At 43.5% G+C, this 25,875-nt stretch carries 23 protein-coding genes; 7 read left to right on the top strand and 16 right to left on the bottom strand.

Annotated elements, in window-relative coordinates:
* Window positions 1–20: 20 nt before the first annotated feature.
* A complete protein-coding gene (locus ACHUFQ_RS04465) occupies window positions 21–410 on the bottom strand; it encodes a DUF2750 domain-containing protein (RefSeq protein WP_394173377.1) in 390 nt (129 codons plus the stop codon).
* A gap of 10 nt (window positions 411–420) precedes the next feature.
* A complete protein-coding gene (gene aroG, locus ACHUFQ_RS04460; protein ID WP_394173375.1) occupies window positions 421–1,470 on the bottom strand; it encodes a 3-deoxy-7-phosphoheptulonate synthase AroG in 1,050 nt (349 codons plus the stop codon).
* Window positions 1,471–1,808: 338 nt separating this feature from the next.
* On the opposite strand from aroG, the gene add reads away from it, so the two are divergent.
* The 3 genes from add to ACHUFQ_RS04445 are packed head-to-tail and all read left to right on the top strand — an operon-like array spanning window position 1,809 to window position 4,207.
* Entirely contained in the window at window positions 1,809–2,822 is a 1,014-nt protein-coding gene (gene add / locus ACHUFQ_RS04455; protein WP_394173373.1) for an adenosine deaminase, read from the top strand.
* A 33-nt stretch (window positions 2,823–2,855) separates the two neighbouring features.
* Window positions 2,856–3,560 (top strand): purine-nucleoside phosphorylase, encoded by a 705-nt coding sequence (gene deoD / locus ACHUFQ_RS04450; protein ID WP_394173371.1) that lies wholly within the window; start codon window positions 2,856–2,858, stop codon window positions 3,558–3,560.
* Complete coding sequence (locus ACHUFQ_RS04445; RefSeq protein ID WP_394173369.1) at window positions 3,560–4,207, top strand: hypothetical protein; 648 nt, start codon at window positions 3,560–3,562, stop codon at window positions 4,205–4,207. The genes deoD and ACHUFQ_RS04445 overlap by 1 nt, the downstream gene beginning before the upstream one ends.
* A 104-nt stretch (window positions 4,208–4,311) precedes the next feature.
* Here the strand turns inward: ACHUFQ_RS04445 and ACHUFQ_RS04440 are convergent, their stop codons facing one another.
* Window positions 4,312–6,594 carry a TonB-dependent receptor gene (locus ACHUFQ_RS04440; protein WP_394173367.1) on the bottom strand — a complete coding sequence of 761 codons (2,283 nt, stop codon included), beginning with the start codon at window positions 6,592–6,594 and terminating at the stop codon, window positions 4,312–4,314.
* Between the two features lie 115 nt (window positions 6,595–6,709).
* Entirely contained in the window at window positions 6,710–7,927 is a 1,218-nt protein-coding gene (locus tag ACHUFQ_RS04435; protein ID WP_394173365.1) for a phosphopentomutase, read from the bottom strand.
* A 233-nt stretch (window positions 7,928–8,160) separates the two neighbouring features.
* Between ACHUFQ_RS04435 and udk the strand changes: the two genes are divergently transcribed.
* Genes udk through ACHUFQ_RS04415 form a run of 4 tightly spaced genes read left to right on the top strand, consistent with a single transcriptional unit; the run spans window position 8,161 to window position 12,281 of the window.
* A complete protein-coding gene (gene udk / locus ACHUFQ_RS04430; protein ID WP_394173411.1) occupies window positions 8,161–8,799 on the top strand; it encodes a uridine kinase in 639 nt (212 codons plus the stop codon).
* Window positions 8,800–8,835: 36 nt separating this feature from the next.
* Window positions 8,836–10,083 (top strand): NupC/NupG family nucleoside CNT transporter, encoded by a 1,248-nt coding sequence (locus tag ACHUFQ_RS04425; RefSeq protein ID WP_394173363.1) that lies wholly within the window; start codon window positions 8,836–8,838, stop codon window positions 10,081–10,083.
* 42 nt (window positions 10,084–10,125) lie between these two features.
* Window positions 10,126–10,890 (top strand): deoxyribose-phosphate aldolase, encoded by a 765-nt coding sequence (gene deoC, locus ACHUFQ_RS04420; protein WP_394173361.1) that lies wholly within the window; start codon window positions 10,126–10,128, stop codon window positions 10,888–10,890.
* 32 nt (window positions 10,891–10,922) lie between these two features.
* Window positions 10,923–12,281 carry an alkaline phosphatase gene (locus ACHUFQ_RS04415; protein ID WP_394173359.1) on the top strand — a complete coding sequence of 453 codons (1,359 nt, stop codon included), beginning with the start codon at window positions 10,923–10,925 and terminating at the stop codon, window positions 12,279–12,281.
* A 120-nt stretch (window positions 12,282–12,401) separates the two neighbouring features.
* Here the strand turns inward: ACHUFQ_RS04415 and nhaA are convergent, their stop codons facing one another.
* The 12 genes from nhaA to ACHUFQ_RS04355 all read right to left on the bottom strand — a co-directional run bounded on the left by nhaA (window position 12,402) and on the right by ACHUFQ_RS04355 (window position 25,821).
* The gene (gene nhaA / locus ACHUFQ_RS04410) at window positions 12,402–13,622 is read right to left on the bottom strand and encodes a Na+/H+ antiporter NhaA (RefSeq protein ID WP_394173357.1); all 1,221 of its coding nucleotides are present in this window, start codon (window positions 13,620–13,622) and stop codon (window positions 12,402–12,404) included.
* 135 nt (window positions 13,623–13,757) lie between these two features.
* On the bottom strand, window positions 13,758–14,297 hold the full coding sequence (locus ACHUFQ_RS04405; RefSeq protein ID WP_394173355.1) for a hypothetical protein: 540 nt from the start codon (window positions 14,295–14,297) through the stop codon (window positions 13,758–13,760).
* A gap of 142 nt (window positions 14,298–14,439) precedes the next feature.
* A complete protein-coding gene (locus ACHUFQ_RS04400) occupies window positions 14,440–15,060 on the bottom strand; it encodes a glutathione S-transferase family protein (RefSeq protein ID WP_394173353.1) in 621 nt (206 codons plus the stop codon).
* A 285-nt stretch (window positions 15,061–15,345) separates the two neighbouring features.
* Window positions 15,346–15,756: a VanZ family protein gene (locus ACHUFQ_RS04395; RefSeq protein WP_394173351.1), complete on the bottom strand. Its 411-nt coding sequence runs from the start codon at window positions 15,754–15,756 to the stop codon at window positions 15,346–15,348.
* Window positions 15,757–15,982: 226 nt separating this feature from the next.
* The gene (locus ACHUFQ_RS04390; RefSeq protein ID WP_394173349.1) at window positions 15,983–16,564 is read right to left on the bottom strand and encodes a hypothetical protein; all 582 of its coding nucleotides are present in this window, start codon (window positions 16,562–16,564) and stop codon (window positions 15,983–15,985) included.
* A 134-nt stretch (window positions 16,565–16,698) separates the two neighbouring features.
* On the bottom strand, window positions 16,699–17,181 hold the full coding sequence (locus ACHUFQ_RS04385; RefSeq protein ID WP_394173409.1) for a GNAT family N-acetyltransferase: 483 nt from the start codon (window positions 17,179–17,181) through the stop codon (window positions 16,699–16,701).
* A 526-nt stretch (window positions 17,182–17,707) separates the two neighbouring features.
* A complete protein-coding gene (locus tag ACHUFQ_RS04380) occupies window positions 17,708–18,061 on the bottom strand; it encodes a hypothetical protein (protein ID WP_394173347.1) in 354 nt (117 codons plus the stop codon).
* A 114-nt stretch (window positions 18,062–18,175) separates the two neighbouring features.
* Window positions 18,176–18,970 (bottom strand): bestrophin-like domain, encoded by a 795-nt coding sequence (locus tag ACHUFQ_RS04375; RefSeq protein WP_394173345.1) that lies wholly within the window; start codon window positions 18,968–18,970, stop codon window positions 18,176–18,178.
* 119 nt (window positions 18,971–19,089) lie between these two features.
* Window positions 19,090–20,055: a bile acid:sodium symporter family protein gene (locus ACHUFQ_RS04370; protein ID WP_394173343.1), complete on the bottom strand. Its 966-nt coding sequence runs from the start codon at window positions 20,053–20,055 to the stop codon at window positions 19,090–19,092.
* 115 nt (window positions 20,056–20,170) lie between these two features.
* Complete coding sequence (locus ACHUFQ_RS04365; RefSeq protein ID WP_394173341.1) at window positions 20,171–20,884, bottom strand: DNA alkylation repair protein; 714 nt, start codon at window positions 20,882–20,884, stop codon at window positions 20,171–20,173.
* A gap of 48 nt (window positions 20,885–20,932) precedes the next feature.
* A complete protein-coding gene (locus ACHUFQ_RS04360) occupies window positions 20,933–22,111 on the bottom strand; it encodes a cystathionine beta-lyase (RefSeq protein ID WP_394173339.1) in 1,179 nt (392 codons plus the stop codon).
* A 1,214-nt stretch (window positions 22,112–23,325) separates the two neighbouring features.
* The gene (locus ACHUFQ_RS04355) at window positions 23,326–25,821 is read right to left on the bottom strand and encodes a DNA polymerase II (protein WP_394173337.1); all 2,496 of its coding nucleotides are present in this window, start codon (window positions 25,819–25,821) and stop codon (window positions 23,326–23,328) included.
* Window positions 25,822–25,875: the final 54 nt, after the last annotated feature.

The raw sequence follows: 25,875 nt of genomic DNA, 5'->3' as shown, positions 1-25,875 counted from the left end.
TTATGAAAAAACATCACGTTTTAATTTTTACGAGCTAGCTTTTCCTGCTTCTTTTTAATGAGTTCGGCGAACTCCCAAGGATGCAATATGCGCCCTTTTAGGTCATCACCGGGGAAAATGATCATCGCCAATTCATCTTCTTCCATGCCCGGTATCCACTTTTCCATCAGCTCAACAAATGATAACACTTTTGGTTGGCAATCGGACCATTCATCACTGGCCCACAGTTTGGCCGTTTCTTCACTTGGCCAAAATGGAACGAGGTCTTCATCGCTATCGGTTAACATCACGCAACCATGCTCATCGGTAAGAATCCATGTTTCGCGCTCACTCATTAGTCGATTCATAAACAGATCAAACCGCTGCTCTGCAGAGAGTTTTTGCGACTGCACCTCGAGTTCTTTGCTCATTTGTTTCGCCTTATAAACGGGTACTGACAGCTTTCGCCAGTTTATCGATTAACACTTCAGTGTCATGCCAGCCGATGCAGGCATCGGTGATACTTTGTCCAAACGTCTGGGCTTTATTATTGACCAGATCCTGGCGACCTTCCACTAGGTGACTCTCAACCATGACACCAAAGATTGAACGATTTCCGTCAACAATTTGCTGGCAAACATCGTCACACACCAGTAATTGATTTTTATACTGCTTTTTCGAATTGGCGTGAGAGAAATCAATCATGATTTTGTCGGGTAAATTGGCGGCCTTTAACTGAGCTCCAATATCACTGACAAATTTCTCTTCATAATTTGGCTCTTTGCCGCCACGCAAAATAATGTGGCAGTCTTTATTGCCTTTCGTTTCCACGATAGCACTGTGGCCAAGTTTAGTAACCGACAGAAAATGATGTGGTGCACTGGCAGCACCTATTGCATCGATAGCAATTCGAATGGTGCCATCCGTTCCATTTTTAAAGCCAACCGGGCAAGATAAACCGCTAGCCAGTTCTCGGTGTACCTGAGATTCAGTGGTGCGGGCACCAATCGCTCCCCAACACATAAGATCCGCCATATATTGTGGAGTGATCATGTCAAGATACTCGCCGGCTGTCGGCAAGCCTAAGGCGTTTAAATCGAGCAAAAGTTTACGTCCAAGGCGTAATCCGTCATTGATATGAAAGCTGCCATCCAGATAAGGGTCATTGATTAACCCTTTCCAACCTACGGTAGTGCGTGGTTTTTCAAAATAAACTCGCATGACAATCTCGAGCTTGTCCGCATACTTACGACGAAGCTTTTCCAGGCGTTTACCATATTCCAAAGCGGCATCGGGATCATGAATCGAACAAGGTCCAATAACCACCAGCAAACGATCGTCTTTATCGGCTAACATATTATGAATCGCTTCACGCCCATCAAAAACCGTTTGTGATACCTTTTCACTTGCACGATAACGCTCTAACAGCGCAACCGGAGGTAACAGATCTTTGATGTCGTTAATTCTTACATCGTCGGTTTGATGAAACATGAATACTTCCCTTATGTGTCGATAACTTGTAATTAAATGCCGGGTTTTGGATAAATGAAATTTAGTCGCTAACACCCGCACCAGTGGAACTGAACAATAAGAGTAATTACTCTTAAAGCGAATCGACAAATCTAGCAATGTTTATGCTCGATTCCAACCAGAATTTAACCTTAGGTTAAATAAATATTAAATTCCCGTCAGGATGGGTTAAACTAACAGGCATTATATGGGCTTTGGCTAACGTCAGGATCTGGCAAAGTACAATGAGCGATTGTGCAATCGGTCTGGCCTAATAGAGAATAGCTTATTTGCCTTCACCCCGTTAAAAGCGAAAGAAAATGGTTAATACATCCATTCCCCTAATCGACCTTCACCGTCATCTAGATGGTAATATCCGCCCCAAAACCATTTGGGAATTAGCACAACACCATGGTATAGCCCTACCCGTTGATGACTTCGAGGCGTTTGTTCCTCATGTCACGATCACCGATAAAGCCAGCGATTTGATGGAATTTCTCGGCAAGTTGGACTGGGGCGTCAAGGTGTTAAAGTCGCTTGATGACTGCTATCGAATTGGTTACGAAAATGCCGAAGATTTAAAAATAGCCGGCATTGATTATGCCGAACTGCGGTTTTCCCCGTATTACATGGCGATGAATCACCAGTTAAACATACCAGACGTCGTTGAAGCCGTTGTTAATGGCGTAAAACAAGGATGTAAGGACTTTGACGTAAAAGCCAATTTGATTGGCATATTAAGTCGTACATTTGGCACTGAAGCCTGCCAGGAAGAATTAGATGGTCTACTCGCGCATCAGCGGGATCTGGTCGCCATCGACCTCGCTGGCGATGAACTCAATCAGCCAGCGGAAAAGTTTGTCGAGCATTTTAATCAGGCTCGCGCCAGTCATTTACAAATTACCGTGCATGCCGGTGAAGCGGATGGACCGAATAGTGTCTGGAACGCAATTAAACACTTGGGTGCCCAACGCATAGGTCATGGGGTAAAAAGTATCGAAGATCCATCCTTAATGGACTATCTGGCAAAACAACAAATTGCCATTGAATCTTGCCTGACGTCAAATTATCAAACAGGTACGGTGGCCAACTTAATTCAGCACCCCATCAAACAATTTGAACAGCAGGGCTTACTGGTAACCTTAAATACCGATGATCCTGCGGTCGAGGGTATTGAACTTGCCCATGAATATGAGCTGGCAAAGAACCTATTAGGTTTTAGCAACGCACAGTTAACAAAAATTCAAGAGAATGCTTTGCAGGCAGCGTTTATCAGTGATACTGAAAAACAGTCGTTAAAGCAGCATAAATTAATGAATCAGATTTCTGATTAACCAACATTGAACTACCCATAAGAGAAGCAAACTATGGCAACTCCACATATCGAAGCAAAATCCAATGACTTTGCCAGTACCGTTTTAATGCCTGGCGATCCGTTACGCGCTAAATATATCGCTGAGAACTTCCTCGATGACGCAAAGTGTGTCACTCAGGTTAGAAACATGCTCGGATATACCGGCACCTATAAGGGCAAGCCAATTTCCGTCATGGGATCAGGCATGGGTATCCCATCGATTTCGATATACGCCACCGAATTGTATAAAGACTATGGCGTGGAAAGCATCATTCGCATTGGTAGCTGCGGTTCTGTGCGTGATGACGTTAAATTACGCGATGTGATCATTGGTATGGGGGCTTGTACAGATTCAAAAGTAAACCGTTCGCGTTTAAATCAACATGATTTCGCCGCTATCGCCAATTATGAATTACTCAATAATGTGGTTAAAGCAGCGGATCGTTTAGGTAAACCTGTGCACGTAGGTAATGTATTTACAGCGGATCTATTCTATACCCCAGAGCCTGAGCTGTTCGCAAAAATGGAAGCGATGGGCATTTTGGCGGTTGAAATGGAAGCCGCTGGACTTTATGGAGTTGCCGCTGAATACGGTAAGAAAGCATTAGCGGTATTTACGGTTAGTGATCATATCAAAACCGGTGAGCAAACCACGTCTGAAGAAAGACAAACCACCTTTAAAGATATGATGGAAATTACTCTGGAAAGTATTTTGTAATGGCTAAGTTTAAAACCGTTTTATTATCGTCTGCGATTGCCGCGGCTCTGGCCGCATCGGCCCCGACATTAGCCGCCAGCACACAAGGCAGTAATGGTGAACCACAGATATCAGAAGCACCATTAGTATCAATCAAATCGCACGACGCGTTTTTTGCCGCAATAAAGAGTCACTGCGGGAAAGCGTATGCTGGCAAGATTAGTGTTGATAACTCAGACGGTGGTGGATTTGCAGGAAAAGAACTTGTCATGCATGTTCGCAAATGTAACGATCGTCAGTTACAAGTGCCCTTTCATGTTGGTGATGACGCATCGCGAACCTGGTTAATCACTAAAACTGGTTCAGGTTTACAATTAAAGCACGATCATCGCCACCAGGACGGCAGCAACGATAAATCTACTATGTATGGTGGCCATACTGTCGATGCTGGTTGGCCTCAAGCTCAGTCTTTTCCAGCGGATCAATATTCAAAAGAATTGTTTGTTGAACAGGGGATCCCTCAATCGAACGGCAACACCTGGCAAATGTTTATCTATCCGGATACGTTTACCTATCGATTGATTCGACAAGGACGGGAATTTCGCGTTGATTTCGATTTAACTAAGCCTGTGACGCCACCTGCGGCACCTTGGGGTTATAGCGACTAACATCAGGTCAGAGTATATATCAACAACTCTGCTCCCTTGATAGAAAGCAGATACAAAAAAGCCAACCGAACGGTTGGCTTTTTTAATGCTAATAAAATTAGCTCTTAGAAGAAGCTAACTTTAAACTCAGCACCAACAAATCGTTCTTCATTGACGATTGCAGTGTTATTGGTAAAGTCTACAGCACCGATAGCTTGTTGCTCGTCTGTCATGTTTCTAACAAATAGCGACACGTCATACTCTTGAGCATCGGTTTCCCAACCGTAACCAACACGAGCGCCACCTTCTAGCAACGACTTGCCAGTAAACTCTTTCGATTCATACAAGAAGAAGCTGATGTCATCACGATATGACCAATCGGTATATGCGTAAAGTTCACCATCGCCAAGTTCAATCGCGTATCGTGCGGTAAAGGTATAAATCCACTCTGGCGCATGTGGTAAGCTATTACCATCAACAATCGCCTGACCGTCGCCATTTAATGGATCGGTTACGGTACACAAAGCACAAACCGGTACCGATAATGATGCATCATTCAATTCCGTTTTGTTGTAACTTACACTTGCTGTAATCGCAAAGTTTTCAGTTAACATAAACTCAGAATCGACTTCAAAACCGTAACCTACAGTTTCTTCTGCATTCAACAAACGTGCAGTGTTGCTATCGCCACCCACTGACGTTAATTGTTGATCATCCATGGTAAAGTAAAATACCGATGCATTCAGACGACCACTGCCATCTAAAATGTTCGATTTTACACCCGTCTCATAAGAGATGATGGTTTCAGAATCCGCAACGGAAATACCGTCGTCAAAAGCGAATAGTGAACGTCCTTGCACACTCGGCGCTCTGAACGTATCTGCTACACGAGCATAGAGGTTTACATCGCTAGTTAGTTTATGGCTAACACTGATGTCCCAGCTAACATGGGTGTCACTAGGGTTTACCGAACCACTGACTTCATCCGGGAAGCCTAACCAGGCTAATGGCGATTTTGTTCTTTGGTTGGTGTAATCTTTTTCGTCATCTGAGTAACGAATACCAAAGGTTGCAGACGTTGCATCAGAGAAGTCATAATCAAACGAGCCGAATACCGCCCATGCTGTTGTTTCTTGTTCCTGAATTACGTAACCAGTTTGAGCACCATTACTAAATAATGGATCAAATGCAAAACTTTCAATGGTTAGATCTTCATTGAAATAGAAGGCACCAACCTGATAGTTGAACGCGCCGTCAAGATTACTCGATAAACGAATTTCCTGAGTAATTTGTTGATGATCAGGGATGCCATCAGCGGTTTCTGAATCCAGAGTAATAACACCTGGGCCCATAGTTGGTGCATAAACAGCACCATATCCACCATCAACATCAGCACGTGAATATAATTCCGCACTTTCATAACCGGTGATTGACGTTAAGGTGTAGTCACCCAGGTCAAATTCTAACTTTAAGCTAGCGCCTTCAGTTTCAACCTGCTGAGTCGCGCGTGATGCTGAATCATGCCAAACCGTGTCTCGGCCTTCCCAGCCTTCGCCACCTAACTCATTTGAACCAGGTTTAAAGGCATTAGCATAAAACGTTACCGGCTTACCATCCAAATCACGCATATGGTAGTTAAACAATGCGGTAAAGGCATCGCCTTCGTATAAAAACTGGATACGCGCAGCTTGATCGGTATAACCACCTAAAACGTCATTTTGTTCAAAACCTGGCGCTTTATTGTCAATATAGTTATCTCTATCCTGACGTAATACGGAAACACGTGCAGATAGATTATCCGTTAAACCACCACCAACAGCGGCTCTGAAATCACTTGTTGATTTGCTGCCGTAAGACAAAGAGACAAATCCATCGAAGTCTTGAGACGGCTTAACCGAATCAAACTTAACCAAGCCCGCAGGCGTGTTTCTTCCAAACAGAGTACCTTGAGGACCACCAAGCACTTCTACACGTTCAACGTCAAATACTGGAAAGCCTTTTAAGATTGGGTTTTCTTGAACAACGTCGTCAACGACCAATGAAACAGGTTGTGATGCATTTAAATCAAAGTCAGAGTTACCAAGGCCACGCATATAAAAACGTGGGAAGGTACGTCCAAATGATGATTCAACGCTTAACGAAGGAACTCGAGCGTTTAAGAAACGAATATCCATCGCCGCCGATGAAATTGCTTCTAATTGATCGCCTTGAACGGCGGTTACTGCAACCGGAACTTCTTGAACGTTTTCCACTCGCTTACGAGCTGTAACTTCAATAACTTCCAGTTTCGAAGAATCGATTTGTTGAGTCTCTTCCTCTGCAAGTGCTGGACTGGCTGCAAGTGCAGCAACAGATAATATCGCGCCATTAATACTCATTGACAGAGTACTAGGTTTGAAGGTTTTCATGGTTGTCTCCCTGTGACATTAATTTCAACCCGCTTTTTATTGTTTATTTCGGGCGATTGACGACTTTACAATCAGTTACAAATGATAACCGATTTCACTGCAAATCGTTAACTTTTTATGACGTTAACAGGGATTTAAACGAAGTTCCATATACCGGTGGCTGTAAAGCAAAAATGTCAGCCACCGTTGCACCGAGATCGGCAAAGGTATTTCTTTGTCCTAAATCAATGCTTTTCATATTCGGTTTCCAAGCCAGAATCGGCACAAACTCTCGGGTATGGTCACTACCCGGCCAGGTGGGATCACAACCATGATCAGCGATTAAAAAGAGGTAATCGTCGTCCTTTAGACGTGAAAATATTTCAGGTAAACGCGTATCAAAATATTCTAAAGCCTGCCCATATCCGATAGGATCACGGCGATGTCCATAATCCTGATCAAAATTTACCAGATTGGAAAACACCAGGGTATTATTCTGGGCATTATCAAACTCGACCAATGAAGCATCAATTAACTCGTCTAACCCGGTTGCTTTTACTTTACGGCTAATCCCCTGGTGCGCGTATATATCGGCGATTTTACCCACGCTAATGACCGTTCCGCCGTTATCGCATATGGCATCCAACACCGTTGGGCTCGGCGGCAAAATGGAGTAGTCCCGTCGATTCCCGGTACGTTGAAAATTGCTTGCATCGTCACCAACAAATGGACGCGCGATAACCCGTCCAATATTCAGGTCTAAATCATCCAAAAGTTCACGAACCTGTTCACAATAACGATAAAGATTGTCTAAACCGAAGGTTTTTTCGTGTGCGGCAACCTGCAATACACTGTCTGCCGAGGTATACAGGATCGGAATACCGGTTTGCATGTGTTGCTCGCCAAGTTGAGCAATAATCGTTGTGCCAGACGCATGACAATTCCCCAACCCACCTTCAATGCCGGTACGGATTGAAATTTGTTCGAGTAGAGACTGAGGAAACGAATCGGTTTTATCAAGAAAATAGCCCCAGTCAAACAACACCGGTACCCCCATCATTTCCCAGTGCCCACTTGGCGTATCTTTTCCGGAAGAAATTTCAGCGGCATGGGCATAGGCACCCGAGGTTGCGGTTTGCGGTTGCACCGACAGTGAAGTCCCGCCTGCAGCTTTTGCTGCTTCAAACAGCCCCATTTGTCCAAGATGAGGTAATGCCAGAGCACGCCCTTGTGTTTGTAAAAACTTATCCGCTAAATTGGCAAACGTATTCGCTCCGACATCGCCAAAAGATTCGGCATCCGGTGCAGCACCAATACCAAAGCCATCTACAACCAAAATCAACGCACGAGCCATAACATATTCCAGAATCACAACATAATATAGTCAGTATAGTAATGTTAATGGCAACGTAATGTAAGTCAGAGCCAGTCTATACCACGCTAATCGGTTAATAAGCCAGCGAACGGCCAAAAAATGGTTAGATAATCATTAGCTAAGCATATAATTTATTAACATTTTGCTAGTTTTTAGGGCAAAATAAGCGATACTATTTGCATTCAATTTAAGATTGTTGTCGTATTTTGTCTATTAACCATCTTACCATCATCGCCGTTGTTGGAGCGTCCGCTTCCGGCAAGTCTTTGTTTGCGAAAACGATCTATAACGAGTTAATTGGTGAATTAGGCCACGACAGCATGACCATCATCAACGAAGACTCCTACTATCGATGCCAGGACCACCTTCCCTTCGATGAAAGAATAAAAACCAATTACGACCATCCTGACGCTTTTGAACATGACCTATTACGTGACCATCTGACCAAGCTAAGCCAAGGCCAGGAAATCGATGTGCCCGTGTACGATTATAAACAGCACACCCGTAGCAAAGAAAATACCCTTCGGGTTAAACCGGCGAAAGTCGTGCTGGTTGAAGGCATCATGCTGTTTACCTGCGCCGAATTAAGAAAGCGATTTGATATTAATATATACATGGATACACCATTAGACATCTGTCTATTGCGCCGTATCAAACGAGATTTACAAGAGCGTGGCCGAGATTTTGAATCCGTTCACAATCAATATCATTTAACGGTTCGCCCCATGTACTTTCAATACATAGAACCATCCAGAAACCACGCAGACATTGTGATTACTCGAGGCGGGCGTAATCGTCGCGCTTTAGAGTTAATCAAAGCCAAGATCCGCGAATTGGTAAAAGAAAACTAACAAGCAAGAGACGTTGCAGACATAAAAAGGTAACCCATGGATTTTACAACCTTAAGAGCATTGGCCGGCATTCTGATATTATTGGCAGTTGCCTATCTCGTATGCAGGGACAAAAAGCACATAAAATGGCGCACGGTACTCGGTGCGTTATCGATTCAGATCGCCTTAGGTGCACTGGTTCTCTATGTTCCCTGGGGTAGAGATGCACTCGAATCCGTCACTAACGCGGTCAATAATGTCATCGGCTACGGTAAAGACGGCATAAATTTTCTGTTTGGCGGACTTGGCACCGATGCCATGTTTGACAATGGTGTTGGTTTTGTCTTTGCAGTCAGAGTCCTGCCCATTATCGTTTTCTTCTCTTCGCTTATCTCCGTACTGTATTATCTTGGCATCATGGACAAGGTGGTTAAAGTCATTGGTGGCGCACTACAAAAGTTCTTAAAAACGTCTCGCCCTGAATCCTTATCGGCCACCGCCAATATCTTTGTTGGTCAGACCGAGGCGCCTTTGGTTGTGAAGCCTTTCTTACCCACCATGACCCGTTCCGAATTATTCGCAGTCATGGTTGGCGGACTAGCTTCGGTTGCTGGTGCAACTCTGGCCGGCTACGCAGGATTGGGTGTTGAGCTTAAATACCTGATTGCAGCCAGCTTTATGGCAGCACCTGGCGGTTTGTTAATGGCAAAGTTAATCTTACCTGAGACCGAAGAACCTAAAAATGACCTCGACGATTTAACTCATAAAGACCAGCATGACGACAGTGTTAACGTTATCGATGCTGCGGCAAATGGTGCGGCAAAAGGCCTGCAACTGGCGTTGAACGTTGGTGCCATGTTAATGGCATTTGTGGCCTTGATTGCTTTGCTAAACGGCCTGCTTGGCTGGGTTGGCGGCTTATTTGGCTTTGACCAACTATCGTTGCAATTGATCCTGGGCTATTTATTCCAGCCAGTTGCCTATATTCTCGGCGTGCCATGGTCTGAAGCTAACATTGCCGGAAGCTTTCTGGGGCAAAAAATTATCGTTAACGAATTTGTCGCCTACGTGGATTTTATTGCCAATAAAGATAGCCTAAGCGCCGGTACGCAAGCGATAGTCACGTTTGCACTTTGCGGTTTTGCCAACTTATCGTCGATTGCGATATTACTTGGTGGTATTGGTTCACTTGCGCCGAACCGTCGACCAGACATTGCCAAACTCGGTCTCAAAGCTGTATTAGCCGCGAGTTTAGCCAATATGATGAGTGCTGCGATCGCCGGCGTATTTATCTCATTACAGTAGCCGTTGAATGAACGTTTTAACCCAGAAGTAAGGATCTGTCGTATGTTTGAAGACCGTCGGGATGCAGCCAGACTTGCCATTCGTTTAATGGACTTAACCAGTTTAAATGACGATGATACACCTGACGTCATTGATCGATTGTGCCAGCAAGCACAGAGTAGCGAAGCCAATACTGCAGCGATATGCATTTATCCGCAATTTATCCGCCAGGCAAAGTCGCAACTCGCGAACACGTCAATAGATGTCGCAACCGTAGTTAACTTCCCTTCAGGTAATGGCCAGATTGATATGATTGTCAGTCAGACCAACCAGGTTATTGAATACGGTGCCGATGAAGTCGACTTAGTGCTTCCTTATCAAGCATTGATGCAGGGCAACACAGATACCCCAAAGGCGATGGTAGAACAGGTCAAATCGGTTTGTGGTAATGAGGTAGTGCTCAAAGTTATCATTGAATCTGGCGTTTTAAAAGATTCAACACTTATCCAAAAGGCCAGCGAAATTGCCATCAATGCCGGTGCAGACTTTATCAAAACCTCAACCGGTAAGGTCGATGTAAACGCAACCCTTAGTGCAGCACAAACAATGTTAGACGTAATTGCCGTACTCAATCCTAAAGTTGGTTTTAAAGCCGCCGGTGGTGTTCGTACCTTAGACGATGCTATCGGTTATCTACAAATCGCGGCAGACAAACTGGGCAACGATTATTTGCGTAAACAAACCTTTCGATTTGGCGCCAGCGGCCTGTTATCAAGCCTTCTTAGTGAGCTGGGCCACGGGTCAGACGATTTAGACGCTAAATATTGACCCTAACAACAGAAAAATAATTAAGGATTTCTATGAGAGCAATGAAACCAGCGACATTAAACGCATTCATTACCGCCATGTTATTGGCACCAATAATGAATGCGACAGCGCAGCAACCTGAACAAAAACAAGCACCGATTCCAACGCCCCCAAAAAATGTCATTATGGTTATCGCTGACGGCATGGGGCCGGTCTATCCGGTGTTATATCGTAATTTCAAAGACGATCCGGATACCAATATTGTCGAGCCTACCGTTTTCGACCGATTAAGGGTTGGAACATCAGCAACCTACCCACACAAATCTTCTGGTTATGTGACGGACTCCGCTGCAAGCGCAACCGCATTGGCAACCGGGGTGAAAACCTATAATGGCGCTATCGGCGTAGATATCAATAAAGCGCCGCTGTTAACGGTATTAGAATATGCGAAGATTCAAGGCAAGCGAACGGGGTTGGTTGCAACGTCGCAAATCGTCCATGCCACGCCGGCTTCGTACATTGCAAAAAATGAAAGTCGTCGCAATTATGACGAGATCGCCGATGATTTTTATGACAACCGCATCGAAGACAAACTTGTTGCAGATGTCATCATCGGTGGCGGTACCAACTACTTTATCCGAGAAGATAGAAATTTAGTGAATGAGTTTACCGATTCTGGTTATCGTTACATCGATTCGTTTGCACAATTGCAAAGCCTTGAGCCCGGCCAAACAACCAATGTTTTAAGCCTGTTGGCGGAAATCGCTTTACCATCGGTATTAGACTCCGAAACTGATTCGCCTTTATTAACCATGAGCAAAGCTGCCATTAGTCAATTGGAAAATGACAAGCACGGATTTATGCTGGTTATTGAAGCAAGTCAGGTGGATTGGGCCGGACATGCTAACGATATCGCCTATGCCATGGCTGAAATGGAAGATTTGGCGGCCACCATGTTATTCCTGGAACAATATGCCGAGCAAACAAAAGATACCTTGATTATATTAACCGCTGATCATAATACCGGTGGTGTGAGCATCGGCCGCGATGGTGAATATAAATGGCAGGGTACCTGGTTAAAAAACCTAAAACAAAGTCCTAGAACGATCGCGACCGCCATTGTTGATGACAAATTGGCAAAAGCCGACGTTGAACAGCAGTTAGGCTTTGAACTGACCGACAAAGAGTATATTGACCTTACGACCCCCGATAATGAAAAAGGTGTATATATGGCGGTTAGATCCTTGTTTGATCAGAAAACCCATACTGGATGGACAACGGGCGGACATACTGGCGTTGATGTTCCGGTATATGCCACTGGACCTGGCGCCATAATGTTTCATGGCTATCAGGACAATACCGACATTGCTAAAGAAATATTTCATCTACTGAACGAACAATCAGATAAGTAATAGTTAATCGGATAAACGGCTGTTCGCCATACCTTAATTCAGTGCACGTTAGCACAATGAACGTTTGTACAAAAAAACGGGATCTATCAGATCCCGTTTTTATTCAGACCAATCTTAAAACTAACTTCCAGAGGTTTGTTGTGGCTTTAATGACATACGCAGCACGATAAAGCCGACGATGCCACTTAGCAATGAACCGACGATAATACCTATACGTTCGTCAAACAATTTATCCATCCCCCCCATTTCAAAAGTTAATGAACCGATAAACAAACTCATTGTAAAACCAATACCACAGAGTGCCGCTGTACCATACAGAGCTCTGTAGTTCATACCTGTTGGTAAACGCGTCCATCCAATTTTAATGGCAAGGTAGCACAAACCGAATATTCCGACCTGTTTACCTATAAATAATCCTAACGCAATCCCTAAAGGAACACTGTGCATCAATTGCTCAGTGCCAACCCCAGTTAGGTTTATCCCCGCGTTTGCAAAGGCGAAAACCGGCAACACAAAAAAGGCGACAACTGAATGTAAGTCATGCTCAAGACTCTTTAATGGCGAAAAGTTTTTCCGGGTTGCGGAAGTTAGTGGAATAAACAAGGCGACCAACACACCAGATAAGGTGGCGTGGACTCCAGATTTTAATAGCGCCACCCACATGATCAGACCTACCATCATATACAGGCTGCGAGCTTCGACTTTAGATCGATTGAATAGGTAAAGAATGGGAATACAACAGGCAACAACCACCAGACTGACAAAGGAAATGTCGTCGGTGTAAAACATAGCGATAATAATAATCGCGCCGATATCATCAAATATCGCCAACGATGTTAAAAATACTTTTACGCTACTCGGTACCCTTGAACCCAATAGGCTTAGTACCCCCAGAGCAAAAGCGATATCTGTTGCTGCAGGAATTGCCCAGCCCTGGCGTAACATAGGGTCGTCATAATTGAAATATACATAAACCAATGCGGGGACGAGCATGCCCCCTATCGCACCCACGCCAGGAAGGATAATATTACGCCGGTCGCTTAATTCACCTTCAATAAGTTCCCGTTTTAATTCCAGGCCAACGAGAAAGAAAAATACCGCCATAAGACCGTCGTTGATCCATAGCAGTAACGGTTTCGCCACTTCTAATGGGCCTACAATCACAGCAACAGGGGTGCTGAGAAGCAAATCGTAATAAATTCTTAATTCCGTATTGGCAAATACCATCGCCAACACAGCCGCGAGAATCAAAATGATCCCGCCGGATGTTTCCATTTTGAAAAAGCTTAAGATAAAGTTTTCTTGATCTTGATTATTCGTTTTTCTCGGTGCTTGATTCATACCTGACTCGTTAACTCCTTACTACGTGACTTCAATCATGCAAACTACGCGTCATTACTTTGACATTTAAATTTACAAAAGTTCCTATTACCTATTGCCGAACAATACCCATCGCTCGCTTTCATCCTTGATGACTTACCACTTCATCATAGGTGCAGGATTCAAAGGGTGTTTTAAGAACCATTTACCTGCCCTTTTTGCTAATCCCTTGTGAAAATCCGCATTAGGAAATGCTGTGCGAACGGTTTCTATATAAGATTTATCAATGCCAAATCGAAATAATCCAAATGAAAAGTCCACCAAGTCCCCTCTTCGAAAAATCTCGACTAAGGGCAACGATTTATCCGTATATTCACGTATTTTATGGTGTTCGCTAATCATCAAGCCTATTTCATCCTGCCAGTCCTGCAGATCATTTTCTTCCAGGTAATCCATGGCAGGTTGTATCGATGGCGGTATATAGTCTACCGTATCTTCAACCCAAATACCGATATCATGAAAGGCTGCGGCAATATATATTTCGCGTTTTTCCTCCTCGCTCAAAGTTTGCAACGCCAGACAAAAGTGCACCATACGATATACATGATTGCGATAACCTAAAAAATCATCGCCAATCATTTCTTGATAATGATCCAGGATGGCGTCCAACTGTTGTATATGGGGTTCGACGTTCATGATTACATTCTCACTGGTTAACGATTTCAATAAACTGATCGATCACATTCAGCTTAGTGTATCCAAGAAAAGCTTGCATTTTGGTTGCTCACTTTAGCCAATCATTGTTCAGCGACTTTCGTCAACTACACACGCTTTAACACTAACTTTTTGATTCAGTGCCACATTGCATGGGCTGATAGTTTGGCAAGCTTTCAATACGATTTATCCAGGCCAAAATTGCCGGATATCGATTTAAATCAAAGCCCCCTTGATCGGCCACATGGGTATAGGCATACAGCGAAACGTCCGCTAAGGTGAGTTCATCACCGACTAAATAAGGAGACGTTGTTAACGCAAGGTCCATGCTAGCAAGTGCCCGGTTACCTCCCTCCTGCTTTTGTTGATATTCCTCTAAGCGATCTGCGGGCAGTCCCAAGTACAAATTAATAAAACGTGCTACCGCGATATAGGGTTCATGGGAATACTGCTCAAAGAATTGCCATTGCAGCACTTTCGCTTTAGTCAACGGGTCTTTGCCGGTGATGTTGTGCTGATCGGCTAAGTAATGCAGTATCGCATTCGACTCGCTGATAATGTCGCCCGTAGACGTTTCCAATATGGGAATTTTACCGAATGGATTTTTCTCTAAAAATTCTGGGGTTTGCGTATCGCCGTTTAGAATATTTACCTCTACCCATTTCATTGGGATTGCGAGTAAAGCAGCCAGCAATTGGATCTTATAACAATTTCCGGAAACACTGTCGCCATAAACGGTAACCATGAAAACTCCTTTTTTATCGGGTTCATTGCCTGGATGGTCTGCTGATTCCAAACAACATTAGTTTAGATAAAGGCGGTGACAACACAGAACAGAACAACACAGAACAACACAGAACAGCACCGAACAACATCATACAGCGCTGTGCAACGTGATTGGTAGATACGGTGAGTTGTCTTGATGACGCCATTTTGAATTGAACGGGTCCCTAATTATCTTCAAACCTACTGTTAAATCAAGGCATTTTTCGAAATACAGAGTATGGAATCAAACGATCAGGTTATCGGTTTATAACTCTTGTGGCACCGCTATAGATTGGCGTTGAATTCGTGTAGCGATAATATGTGAAAGGCCGGTAAATATAATGATACCGATGGCATCTGCAATAACATCCTGAATATCCATATTTCTTGTCGGCAAAAATCCCTGGCTGAACTCTTCAGCCAACACGAATATGCTCACTAACAGGGTCCCGAGATAGACATTGAGTTTACCAAGGTTAACGGTTTTAAATTTTAATGAGGCATTGGTAACCAGCGTGAGAAATCCAAAGATAAACAGGTGTCCGATTTTGTCACCATGTGGGGTTTGCGCCACCCATTGAAATAACGCATTGCTATGTCCAATATTCGCCAAATAAATGACCCAAAGCACTAATCCAAAAAATGCCAGTGCGAACAAAGAAACAAATTTGTACAAGAGGCTACCTCTACACTTCGACCCGAAAACCTTTTAACCCCATTTTATTGGCGATTTTAAACACGCTAATTGCAATAAAACACTAAGAAAACACTTGCATAATAAAAACCAAGGTTAAATGCTCCAATGAGTGTAACGGATGAGAAATTATGCGTCAGCTTTTGTTTCAATAATTTTACAAACCTTCTCGCTAGCGCTAAATCCCATTTTGCCTTTGCCTGCTAGACTAGTGCTCCATCAACGTGAGTTTACTGCCATTTCGAACAATAAACTTGCCGTCAAATTCATCCAGATACTTAACTTTTTTCTGGGAATACAATTTATTTCCTTTGCGTTCTAAATAGTGCAAAACCAAGGCTGAACGCTCGTCATCTAAGGTTTCATTTTGAAATTCAACACGCCAGTGTTGCGCATCAGAAATTTGAATTTTGGTAATGTCATAATTCAAGCTTTCTCCCTGATTATCCTTAAAATACGCTTCGGCAAGACGATTTTCCTGCTCATTTAAGGTCAGTAGTTGCGTAGCATATACAAGGTTTTCAGGGTCCGTAAAAGTCACCTGACGGATAAGAGTTTCCTGATCCGCGCTAAGACTGGCTTCCACCGTCATCGGAATTGAGAAGCGTTGGCCACTTTGATAATCGAGATAATACAATTCACCACGCCATTTGCCGGTAGTTTGATGTAAAACAGATGCGAGTGAATTTGTAGAAGACACTTCTACTGCCATTGACGCAGTAGGGACGAACAAAACGAAAGCAATAAGGGACAAGAATATAAAAAACGAATTTTTACTAATAAACCGCATGTAAGCCTCCTTTTATAATTTGGACGCAACAATTTCGATGTGGTTACTGAAAAACGTCTGAAACATCAAAACGGATAACGCCCCGATAATCCTTTCATGGACTGCATACAACTCATTAACTCATTACGGATACATTATTGTGCTAGCTCAAGTAACGCCTTACCTGTAAGCCGGTAACCGATCCACTCATTTTGTGGTTTCGCTCCAATGCCATCATAAAAGTCGATGGCAGGCTTGTTCCAATCCAGCACGCTCCACTCAAATCGGCCACAATTGTTATCTAGCGCTACCCTTGCTAAATGTTTTAGCAAAGCCTTGCCAGCGCCATGGCCGCGATAATGCGGAGTGATGTAAAGATCTTCCAAATACAACCCTTGCTTAGCCAACCTGGTTGAGTAGTTAAAAAAATACACAGCAAAACCGATAGGTTTGTTGTCATACTCGCAAATTAATGCGCGAGTGACGGAGCCTGGACCAAACAGCGACGCTTTGATGGTTTCTTCGCAGGCTTGTACCTCTTCTTCGGCCTTTTCATAGCGAGCAAGCTCGGTAATGTATTGCAAGATCAATCCACTGTCTTCAATTCCAGCATTTCGAATACGTATTGCCGACACAATGTCTCCAAAGTTTGCAAATAATGATAAAACCGTCGAGCTGACATCACGAAGCAAGTGAATACATGCAAGTATAGTCGACGAACAAAATAGTAAAAGTTGAGATGTTTTTTAGCTGCGTTGCAGCTTAGTTAAGAAAGTATTGCAAGCCTGATAACCAGGAAAATCCGCACGATAGCAATAATTGCGGATATGGATAATGACTGTACGGCTTTGATTTTTATAATGTAGTTTAGACGATACGTGTTGTGCGCTACGTAATCGATACACCTTTACGCCGCATTAAACTGACGAAGCTGAATCTGATCACCGTCACTAAGGGTAATATGACGTACATGGCATAAATGATTGGACCATCAAAAGCCCGGCGGCTAAGGTCAATGGTTTTAATGTTAGGACTTTAAAATCATGGGACTTTTAAATCATGGGACTTTTAAATCATAAGGAGTTTAAGATTATAGGCCGTTAAAATCAGTGTTATCTTGTCGATTATGTCCGGTTGCCCTGCTCCCCTCAAACCCTTTGCCTGTTAGCGAACGCAGGTTACAAAACTTCGATGTACCGTTATCATCAGGCGTTTGTGAACTTCATTGTTAGTCACATAACCGCATTCACCTTGCAATACTCTTCCTTCCTCCAACACAAAATGGTATTGATAAACTCCATCTTTGGGCTGTGCCAAATCATAATACAAGGTATTGTTGTGCTCATTGCCTAACACACCAAAATTTAAACGATTAGACGGTAATTTAACACTCGTTTGGATTAACTCAAAGCCCGAACTATTGACGAGCGTAATTGCAGGTTTCACCAGTAACACTATGTAAAAAGCAGCGATGCCTAGCACTAAGGTAATGAATGTCAATTTAACAAATGATTTCAATGGCTTTGAGACTATTTTTTGGCTTATTTAAGGTGGTTTTCAAGTAATATTCTAATGAGGTCATTCAAAGGCGATGCCAATCACATTTTCAGCACCGACCCTGGCCCCTTAGGATTAGCCTTTAGCTCCCTTGTTGAGCAGATCGAACATCACACTTTGATTAACTTTGATCAGCCCTCGTTTGGGTCGGTCTAAGTCAATAATGATAAATACAATTAAAGCTATTAATATGGATACTAAAACAATCGGAGCCAACATTCGGGTACCACTTAAACCAGCTGAATATCCCATTATTCCTCCTGACGAAATAAACGCCACAAATAATAGTATCACTACAACTTCGGGAACCTGCATTTGTAATAAAGCATTGCGTTTACCCTGACTATCAATTAACTGATTTAAAGAACTTACAAAAGCGCCAGTCGTGACCGGCCGAGGATCTTCAGCGGTTGCTTTAATGGCTAAAGACCATAGCTGTTTTTGTAAGCTTGATATCTCTTGGTTATAGGACAAACGCTCTGTTTTCTTCGTTAAATCAAGTCTTCCAATTTCTACTCTAAGTCTAACGTATTCATTGAGTAGTTCTTTTGCTTCATTTCGATAATCAGAGGGTAAAAGCTGAACTCGTAATATTGCGGTGCCTATTGCGTTTGCCTCATCAATTAACGCAAGGCTTCGGCTATCAAACCGTTGCATTGACATACTAAACGTGAAACCTAGCAACAATGCCAGCAAACCAAGAATACTCGCCTGAATGGATCCGGTCAGAGACTTGGCTTCGCTATCGGTTCGAGATTGCACATACCGGCCAATCCTAAAACCGATTTCATTTAAAACAATAATAACAACGAATAGTGTTACAACAATCGTGATACTGCTGTACCCATACAGTAAAATCTGTTGACTCATCGAAGTTAACCACCTGATTTCTATGCAATAAGAATAACTATAACAGGTTTGTTTCGAAACAAGTGCAGATTAACGCACATCGATATCGAACAATCACTTTTTCTGGTTTTATCAACCTTTTATGATCGCTCTAATGACTCAGTACCCATATCTAGCGGACGGTGCTTATCGGCAGATTTGCGCCAGAAAGAGGCGAGAATTGAGCCATTGATGTTCATCATCGGGCCAAATACCGCAGGTGCAATCCCCATCGTTGCTACACGGCCCATTTCTACCGCGATACCGGAGGCCAAGCCAGAGTTTTGCATACCAACTTCAAACGCGATGGCTCGAGCCGACGCTTCGTCCATACGGATTAACTTGGCAACCAAATAACCCAATGCTAATCCAAGAACGTTTTGTAAAACAACGATACCAATTAGAGCAAAACCTAAGGTGATCAGGTTATCGCGACCAGCGGCAGTGATCACGGCAATGATCACCACGATACCGACCATTGAAACGATCGGCATCGCTTTATCAACGAATGAAAATTTACCGTGTAGGAAGTGATTAAATACCAGACCCGCAACAACAGGTAAAATTACTATTTTAGTGATACTCCAGAACATGGCTACGGCATCAATCGGGATGTGTTCGCCCGCTAACCAAGACATCAGAAGTGGTGTCGCAAACGGTGCTAGCAGCGTTGAGAATGCCGTTAATGACAAAGATAGCGCTAAATTCGCGCCAGATATATAAGCCATCACGTTTGACGCAAGGCCACCTGGTGCGCAACCAACTAGGATAATACCCGCCGCTATTTCCGGTGGCATACCTGAGAGTGTTGCTAACGACATGCCGATAAAAGGCATGATGGAATACTGACAGATTAACCCAACGCCAATACTTTTAGGCATTTTGGCGACACGAACAAAATCCGCAACACCAACTGAGGTCCCCATACCAAACATAATGATCATCAACAGTGGCACAATAAGGCCGGTCAGTTTGTAGTCTCCCACTTGTGTAAATGCGTCGGGGAATGCCAAAGCAATTGCAACAATGATGAAAATCGATAACGTAAATGCGGTATTTTTTAGCATCTTATTTTCCAGTAATTGTTATTCTAATGGGGACAGAGTCATGCCTGAATCATAGATAATATATTGTTTTTCTGGGGCTTTGTCTTTTGATAATTGACTCTGACCCCATGGATTTTTAAATCAATCCTTGCAAATACATCTTACGAACCTCAGGTTCGTGCTTTTCAATCGCATAGCGCAGCATGGTTCTTGGCATTTGCTGGTAATGATTTTTTAAGTACGTATCCAGTACTTGCCTGTCTTGTCGAAAGATTTCTCTTAGCATCCAGCCACAGGCTTTGTGCATCAGATCCTCCTTATCATTGATGAGCATAGTTGCGAGTTTTAAAGTGGGTTCAAATTGATTGTGTTTGATAAATCGAAAGGTCGTGATCATTGCAACCCGACGAGTCCATAAATCATCAGACAGGGCAAGTTTATAAAGCATGGACTTGTCATGATTTAACAAGTAATGACCAAGAATATGATGCGCAGAGCTATCGACGAGATCCCAGTTATTCACCCAGGCAAGGTGGTTGAGGTAAAAATCTACCAACCGCTTTTGTGCTGTTTCAGTTTTGGCTAATTGATACTTCTTCACCAGAATGAAAAGCGCTAACAATCGGATTTCGTGATACTGGCATTGCTGTAATTTACCTAATTCTTCCAGCTCTATCTCCTTGAGTTTAGGGACGAGTTTTCTTAAGCTTGGTACGCGAATACCAACAAAGACATCCCCTTCTCCGTATTCGCCTTTGCCAGTTTTAAAGAAGCGCTTTGAATGTTGAGCGATCTCTGGATCGCCCAAGGCTACTACATCTGTTTCAATCTGTTTCGCGGTTATTGCCATACTTAAACCTTTTACCAGAAACCTTTTACCTAAAACCTTAAGCGTCAGTTACAGATGGGCATTCAGGCGCTCGAAGCCTTTTTCCAGATCTTCCAATAAATCGTCCACGTCTTCCAGACCAATATGCAAACGTACCAGAGGTTTTGCAAACGGCCAGGTGGTTGCGCTGCGCATTTTGCCAACGTTAGAATTTGCCAGGATCAGACTTTCGTAGCCGCCCCAGGAAAACCCCATCTTAAAATGGCTCATACCATCAAGCATAGCGGTTAGTGCCTCAGGGTTTGAATCTTTTAATACGAATGAAAATAAACCATTGCTGCCATGAAAATCTCGCTTGAAATACTCGTGACCAGGATGATTCTCAAATGCCGGGTGCAAGACACAGTCGACCTCTTCGCGCTTCGCCAGCCACTCAGCGATTTGCAACGCGCTGGTTTGGTGCTGTTTTAAGCGAACCCCTAAGGTTCGGATCCCCCGCATGGCAAGATAGATATCATCGGGAGAAGCACACTGACCTAAGAGGTATGAATTTTCTCGCAACGTTGGCCAGCACTTTTCATTTGCCGTTGCCGTTCCTAACATGGCATCACTGTGACCGACAATATACTTAGTCGCCGCCTGCACAGAAACATCGACACCATGTTCGAACGGTTTAAACAACACCGGTGACGCCCAGGTATTGTCTAATATAACGGTGATATCATGCTCCTGAGCATGAGCTACATCACAAATCCCCGGAACATCCTGTACTTCCATGGTTAATGAACCTGGCGACTCAAGGAAAATGACGGTGGTATTGGTTTGAATTAATGTTTCGATATTACGACCAATCATGGGATCGTAAAACGTCACGTCAATGCCCAGACCCGCAAGAGTCTTTTCACAAAAATCTCGAGTGGGTTCATAAGCGGTGTCGACCATTAACACATGGTCGCCCGTTTTCACGAAAGATAAAATGGCGCTCGTAATAGCGGCTGTTCCACAAGGGTACACATAACAACCGGCTCCGCCTTCTAATTCAGTCATAGCATCTTGAAACGCAAACGTTGTCGGGGTGCCACGACGACCATAGAACATTTCTTGTTCCGCGCGTTTTGCGGTGGCCTTTTTCATCTCAAGGACGCTGTCGAACACGATAGTGGATGCCCGAAATACAGGTGGATTAATCACACCTTGTGTCCATTTTTTCTTGCGCCCGGCATTTACAATTGCGGTATTTTTCTTCATTGCGACATTGTATCCATTGATTACTACTGGCTTTTAACTAGCTACTAACACGAATTAATTTAGCTATCTAGCCATCTAAACATAATTTTAGAATACGGTAACTGTAAGGAAATTACACGAAGTTTTTCAGACAAATACGGAATTGCCGTAATTTTTTTGTTCTAGTGATGTTTAGGTTTGAGATACCGGCCTACGCCGGTATGACGTAATGAAATCACTGGTTTGACTTATTGAACTTGCCGGTATGACGTAATGGAGTGACCGGTATAACGTATTGAAGTTACCTGTATGACGTAATGGAGTGACCGCTATGACGTATTGAAGTTACCTGTGTGACGTAATGGAGTGACCTGTATGACGCATCGAAGAGAAACAAAGACTTGATTACTAACATAACCGTAAGCCCTGACTCCAAACAAAGCGCGAAGCCGTCATTCCAGAAAAAACCAAGATCTTTTTCTGGCAAACCACAGCCCGTCATTCTGGACTTGATCCGGAATCTTAAAGTTCAGAGAAAGATACCGGCCTACGCCGGTATTACGTAATGGAATCACTGGTTTGACTTATTGAAGTTGCCGGTATGACCTATTGAAGAGAAACACCGACTTGGTTACTAACATAACCTTAAGCCCTGACTCCAAACAAAGTCCGAAGCCGTCATTCCAGAAAAAACCAAGATCTTATTCTGGTAAACCACAGCCCGTCATTCCGGACTTGATCCGGAATCTTAAAGTTCAGAGAAAGATACCGGCCTGCGCCGGTATGACGTAATGAAATCACTGGTTTGACTTATTGAAGTTGCCGGTATGAAGTAATGGAGCGAACGGTATGACCTATTGAAGTTACCTGTATGACGTAATGGAGTGACCGCTATGACGTTTTGAAGTGACCTGTATGACCTATTGAAGTGGCCGGTATGGCGTATTGGAGTGGACAGTATCACGTATTGAAATGGCCAGTATGACGTATTGGTGTGACCGCTATGACGATAAAGATGATATTAGTCATGGCGCAACGGAAGCTAGTTTCACCTTCCGCCTTCCACCTTTCAACTTCCAACTTCCGTCATCCACTAAAAAATAAGCTCTCGGCAATTGCCCATGCATGGCTCTAATAAGTTACTCCCCTGCAACGACTTGCATTTTCGGCATACAGATCATACATGGACAAAACCTTCCCCTTCAAATATCGAAGATATCTCGAGGAATTAATCCTTAAAACAACAGCATCTGCTGATCGCAGATGCTGGCAAAGTCTTTGCCAATAAACGGCAAAATACCATCAGCGATGGCTGCCAGCTGTCTGTCAATGTAAAGTTGATAATCAATCGCTGCTTGTTGATGTTCCAGTGTCTGCGGGCCCGCTACCGTCATTACGTATTCAATCCAGCCTTTGTTTTGATAGCGCAATGGTTGATTCATCGATTGATAAATATCGTCGGCATGGCGAGCCGCTTTTACATGGGGTGGTACATTTTTCTGGTACTCGTCAAGTTTTCGACGCAAGCGTTTGCGATATGTAAGCATGTGATCAAATTTACCCGCCATGGTGTCGTTAACCATTTGCAGAATATATTCGTCTACGGGTTCATTATGAAACACCTTGAGATAAAGGGTTTGCTGAAAGCTCTTGGCTAATTCGGTCCAATCCGTACGAACACTTTCCAGACCTTTAAAGACTAATTGTTCTTTGTCCTTGCGTCCCACCAAACCGGCATAGCGTTTTTTAGTTCCGATATCGGTGCCACGTACGGTTGGCATCAAAAACGTATGAAAATGGGTTTCAAATTCTATTTCTAATGCACTGTCAATTTTATAGTCATCGGCCAACTTTTTTTGCCAGCGGTCGTTAATCAAGTGCATTAACGTTTTACCTATGGCCTGCGCTTGCTCATCATCATGCTCTTCGCCAATACTGACAAAAATCGAGTCGGTATCGCCATAAATCACTTTGTAGCCTAACTCGTCTATCCAGGTCTGGGTGGTTTTCAATAAATCATGCGAACGTTTGGTAATCGAGCCTGACAATCTCGGGTCGAAAAAACGACAACCACTGGAGCCTAAAACCCCATAAAACGAATTCATAATGATTTTTATTGCCTGCGACAAAGGCGCATTTTTTTGCGCTTTAGCTTTGTCGCGCTCGGCCCATAAGGATTCGATGATTTGCGGCAGAAAATGCTGTTCACGACTAAAGCTGGCGCCGTCATAACCAGGGATCACCGAATCCGGATCAGACTCAACGCTTTGCAAACCAATAACCATCCCCATAGGGTCAATTTTAAAGGTACGAATAATACTGGGGTACAGGCTTTTAAAATCCAGAACCAACACATTTTTATACAAGCCGGGAATAGAATCCATCACATAACCACCCGGCGACACGAGATCTCGCTCACCATCACCAAGATTTGGCGCGACAAAACCAGCTCGGTGTAATTTGGGCAAATATAAATTGGTAAATGCTGCGACACTGCCGCCTACCCGATCCAACTCTAAGCCGGTCAAGGTTGATCGCAAAACCGCAAATTCAAGCAATTGGGTTTTGATAAAAATATCCCAAACCAATTTACAATCCATTAAGTTGTAGGTCGCAAGCGCCTTTTTATCTTCATGAAATTTACGGGTGATTTCTTTGCCACGATTATCAACATCATCGATTTCTTTACCCACACCAAGTAATGTCTGAGCGACATTTTCTAATGAAAAACTGGGAAAGTTATAGGTCGCGGTTTTTAACAGGTCGATACCGTCAAGGGTGACCCGACCTGCTATCATGACAAAATGCTGCTCCGGCGACAGGCGATTCTGGCGCCATTGGGTAATCGAACCATCGCGACCTATGGCAAAGGAGATATTGTGTAAATCGCATCGTTTTTGCAACAGACGCATATCAAAGCCAATGACATTCCAGCCAATGATGGTATCCGGATCCCAGTCATTAATCAGCGTAATCGCCGCGTCTAACAACGCCTTTTCATCCTCAACCCAGACAATGTAATCTTTCGCTCCCGGTTCCGGAGAACCAATCATGATCACCGTCTGGCGTGTCTCCTGGTAAAAGCCAATAGAATATAATTCGCCGCCAAAAGAACATTCTACGTCCAGCGACAACATACTCAGGTTTGGTGTATAGACCCCAGATTTCGCGCGGCCTTTTTGAATATGATGGAAGGTTGATGACGGACATGTCGGATGTTTTAACGGTTGTGAAGTCTCGTTTGCAGTGCCAGTAAACGTTATCGAACCATAGATAAACCGTTCCATTAAAAAACGGTCATCAGGACGAACATCATCCTCGTATACTTTAATGCCCTGGTCTTTTAAACGGTCCCTCGCCACATAAAACTGACTGAGTCGCTGAAAATAAAAACCATTAACTTTGTTATGGTTATAGGTGGTAAGGCCAAGTTGTTGGCACTTATGCTGAACATTGTGTCGATTGAGGATTTTTATCGCATCTAAAGCATATTGGCTTTCGACAAAAAACACCGGTTGTTGCCCGTCAACTTCCAATTTTACCGGGCCATTATCGGTTTGTAGCCAAAATACTAGCTGTATACCATGAATACTTTCCTGTATTTGCCGGGTTAAAACAAAGCCGGATAATTGCCCATAAGCCTTAGGCGCCGCTGACAGGGGGTTAGCGTCAGGTTTTGGCTGACAAGCTAAACTAGGTGTTTGGGTATGTACCGATGTGGTATCACTCATAGACATACAAAGAGATGAACTGTTATTATATACAGCATATTCGAAGCGCGAGTT

Source organism: Thalassotalea litorea (genome assembly GCF_043642205.1).
Classification (GTDB): domain Bacteria; phylum Pseudomonadota; class Gammaproteobacteria; order Enterobacterales; family Alteromonadaceae; genus Thalassotalea_A; species Thalassotalea_A litorea.
This window is presented reverse-complemented; position numbering and strand designations above follow the sequence as displayed.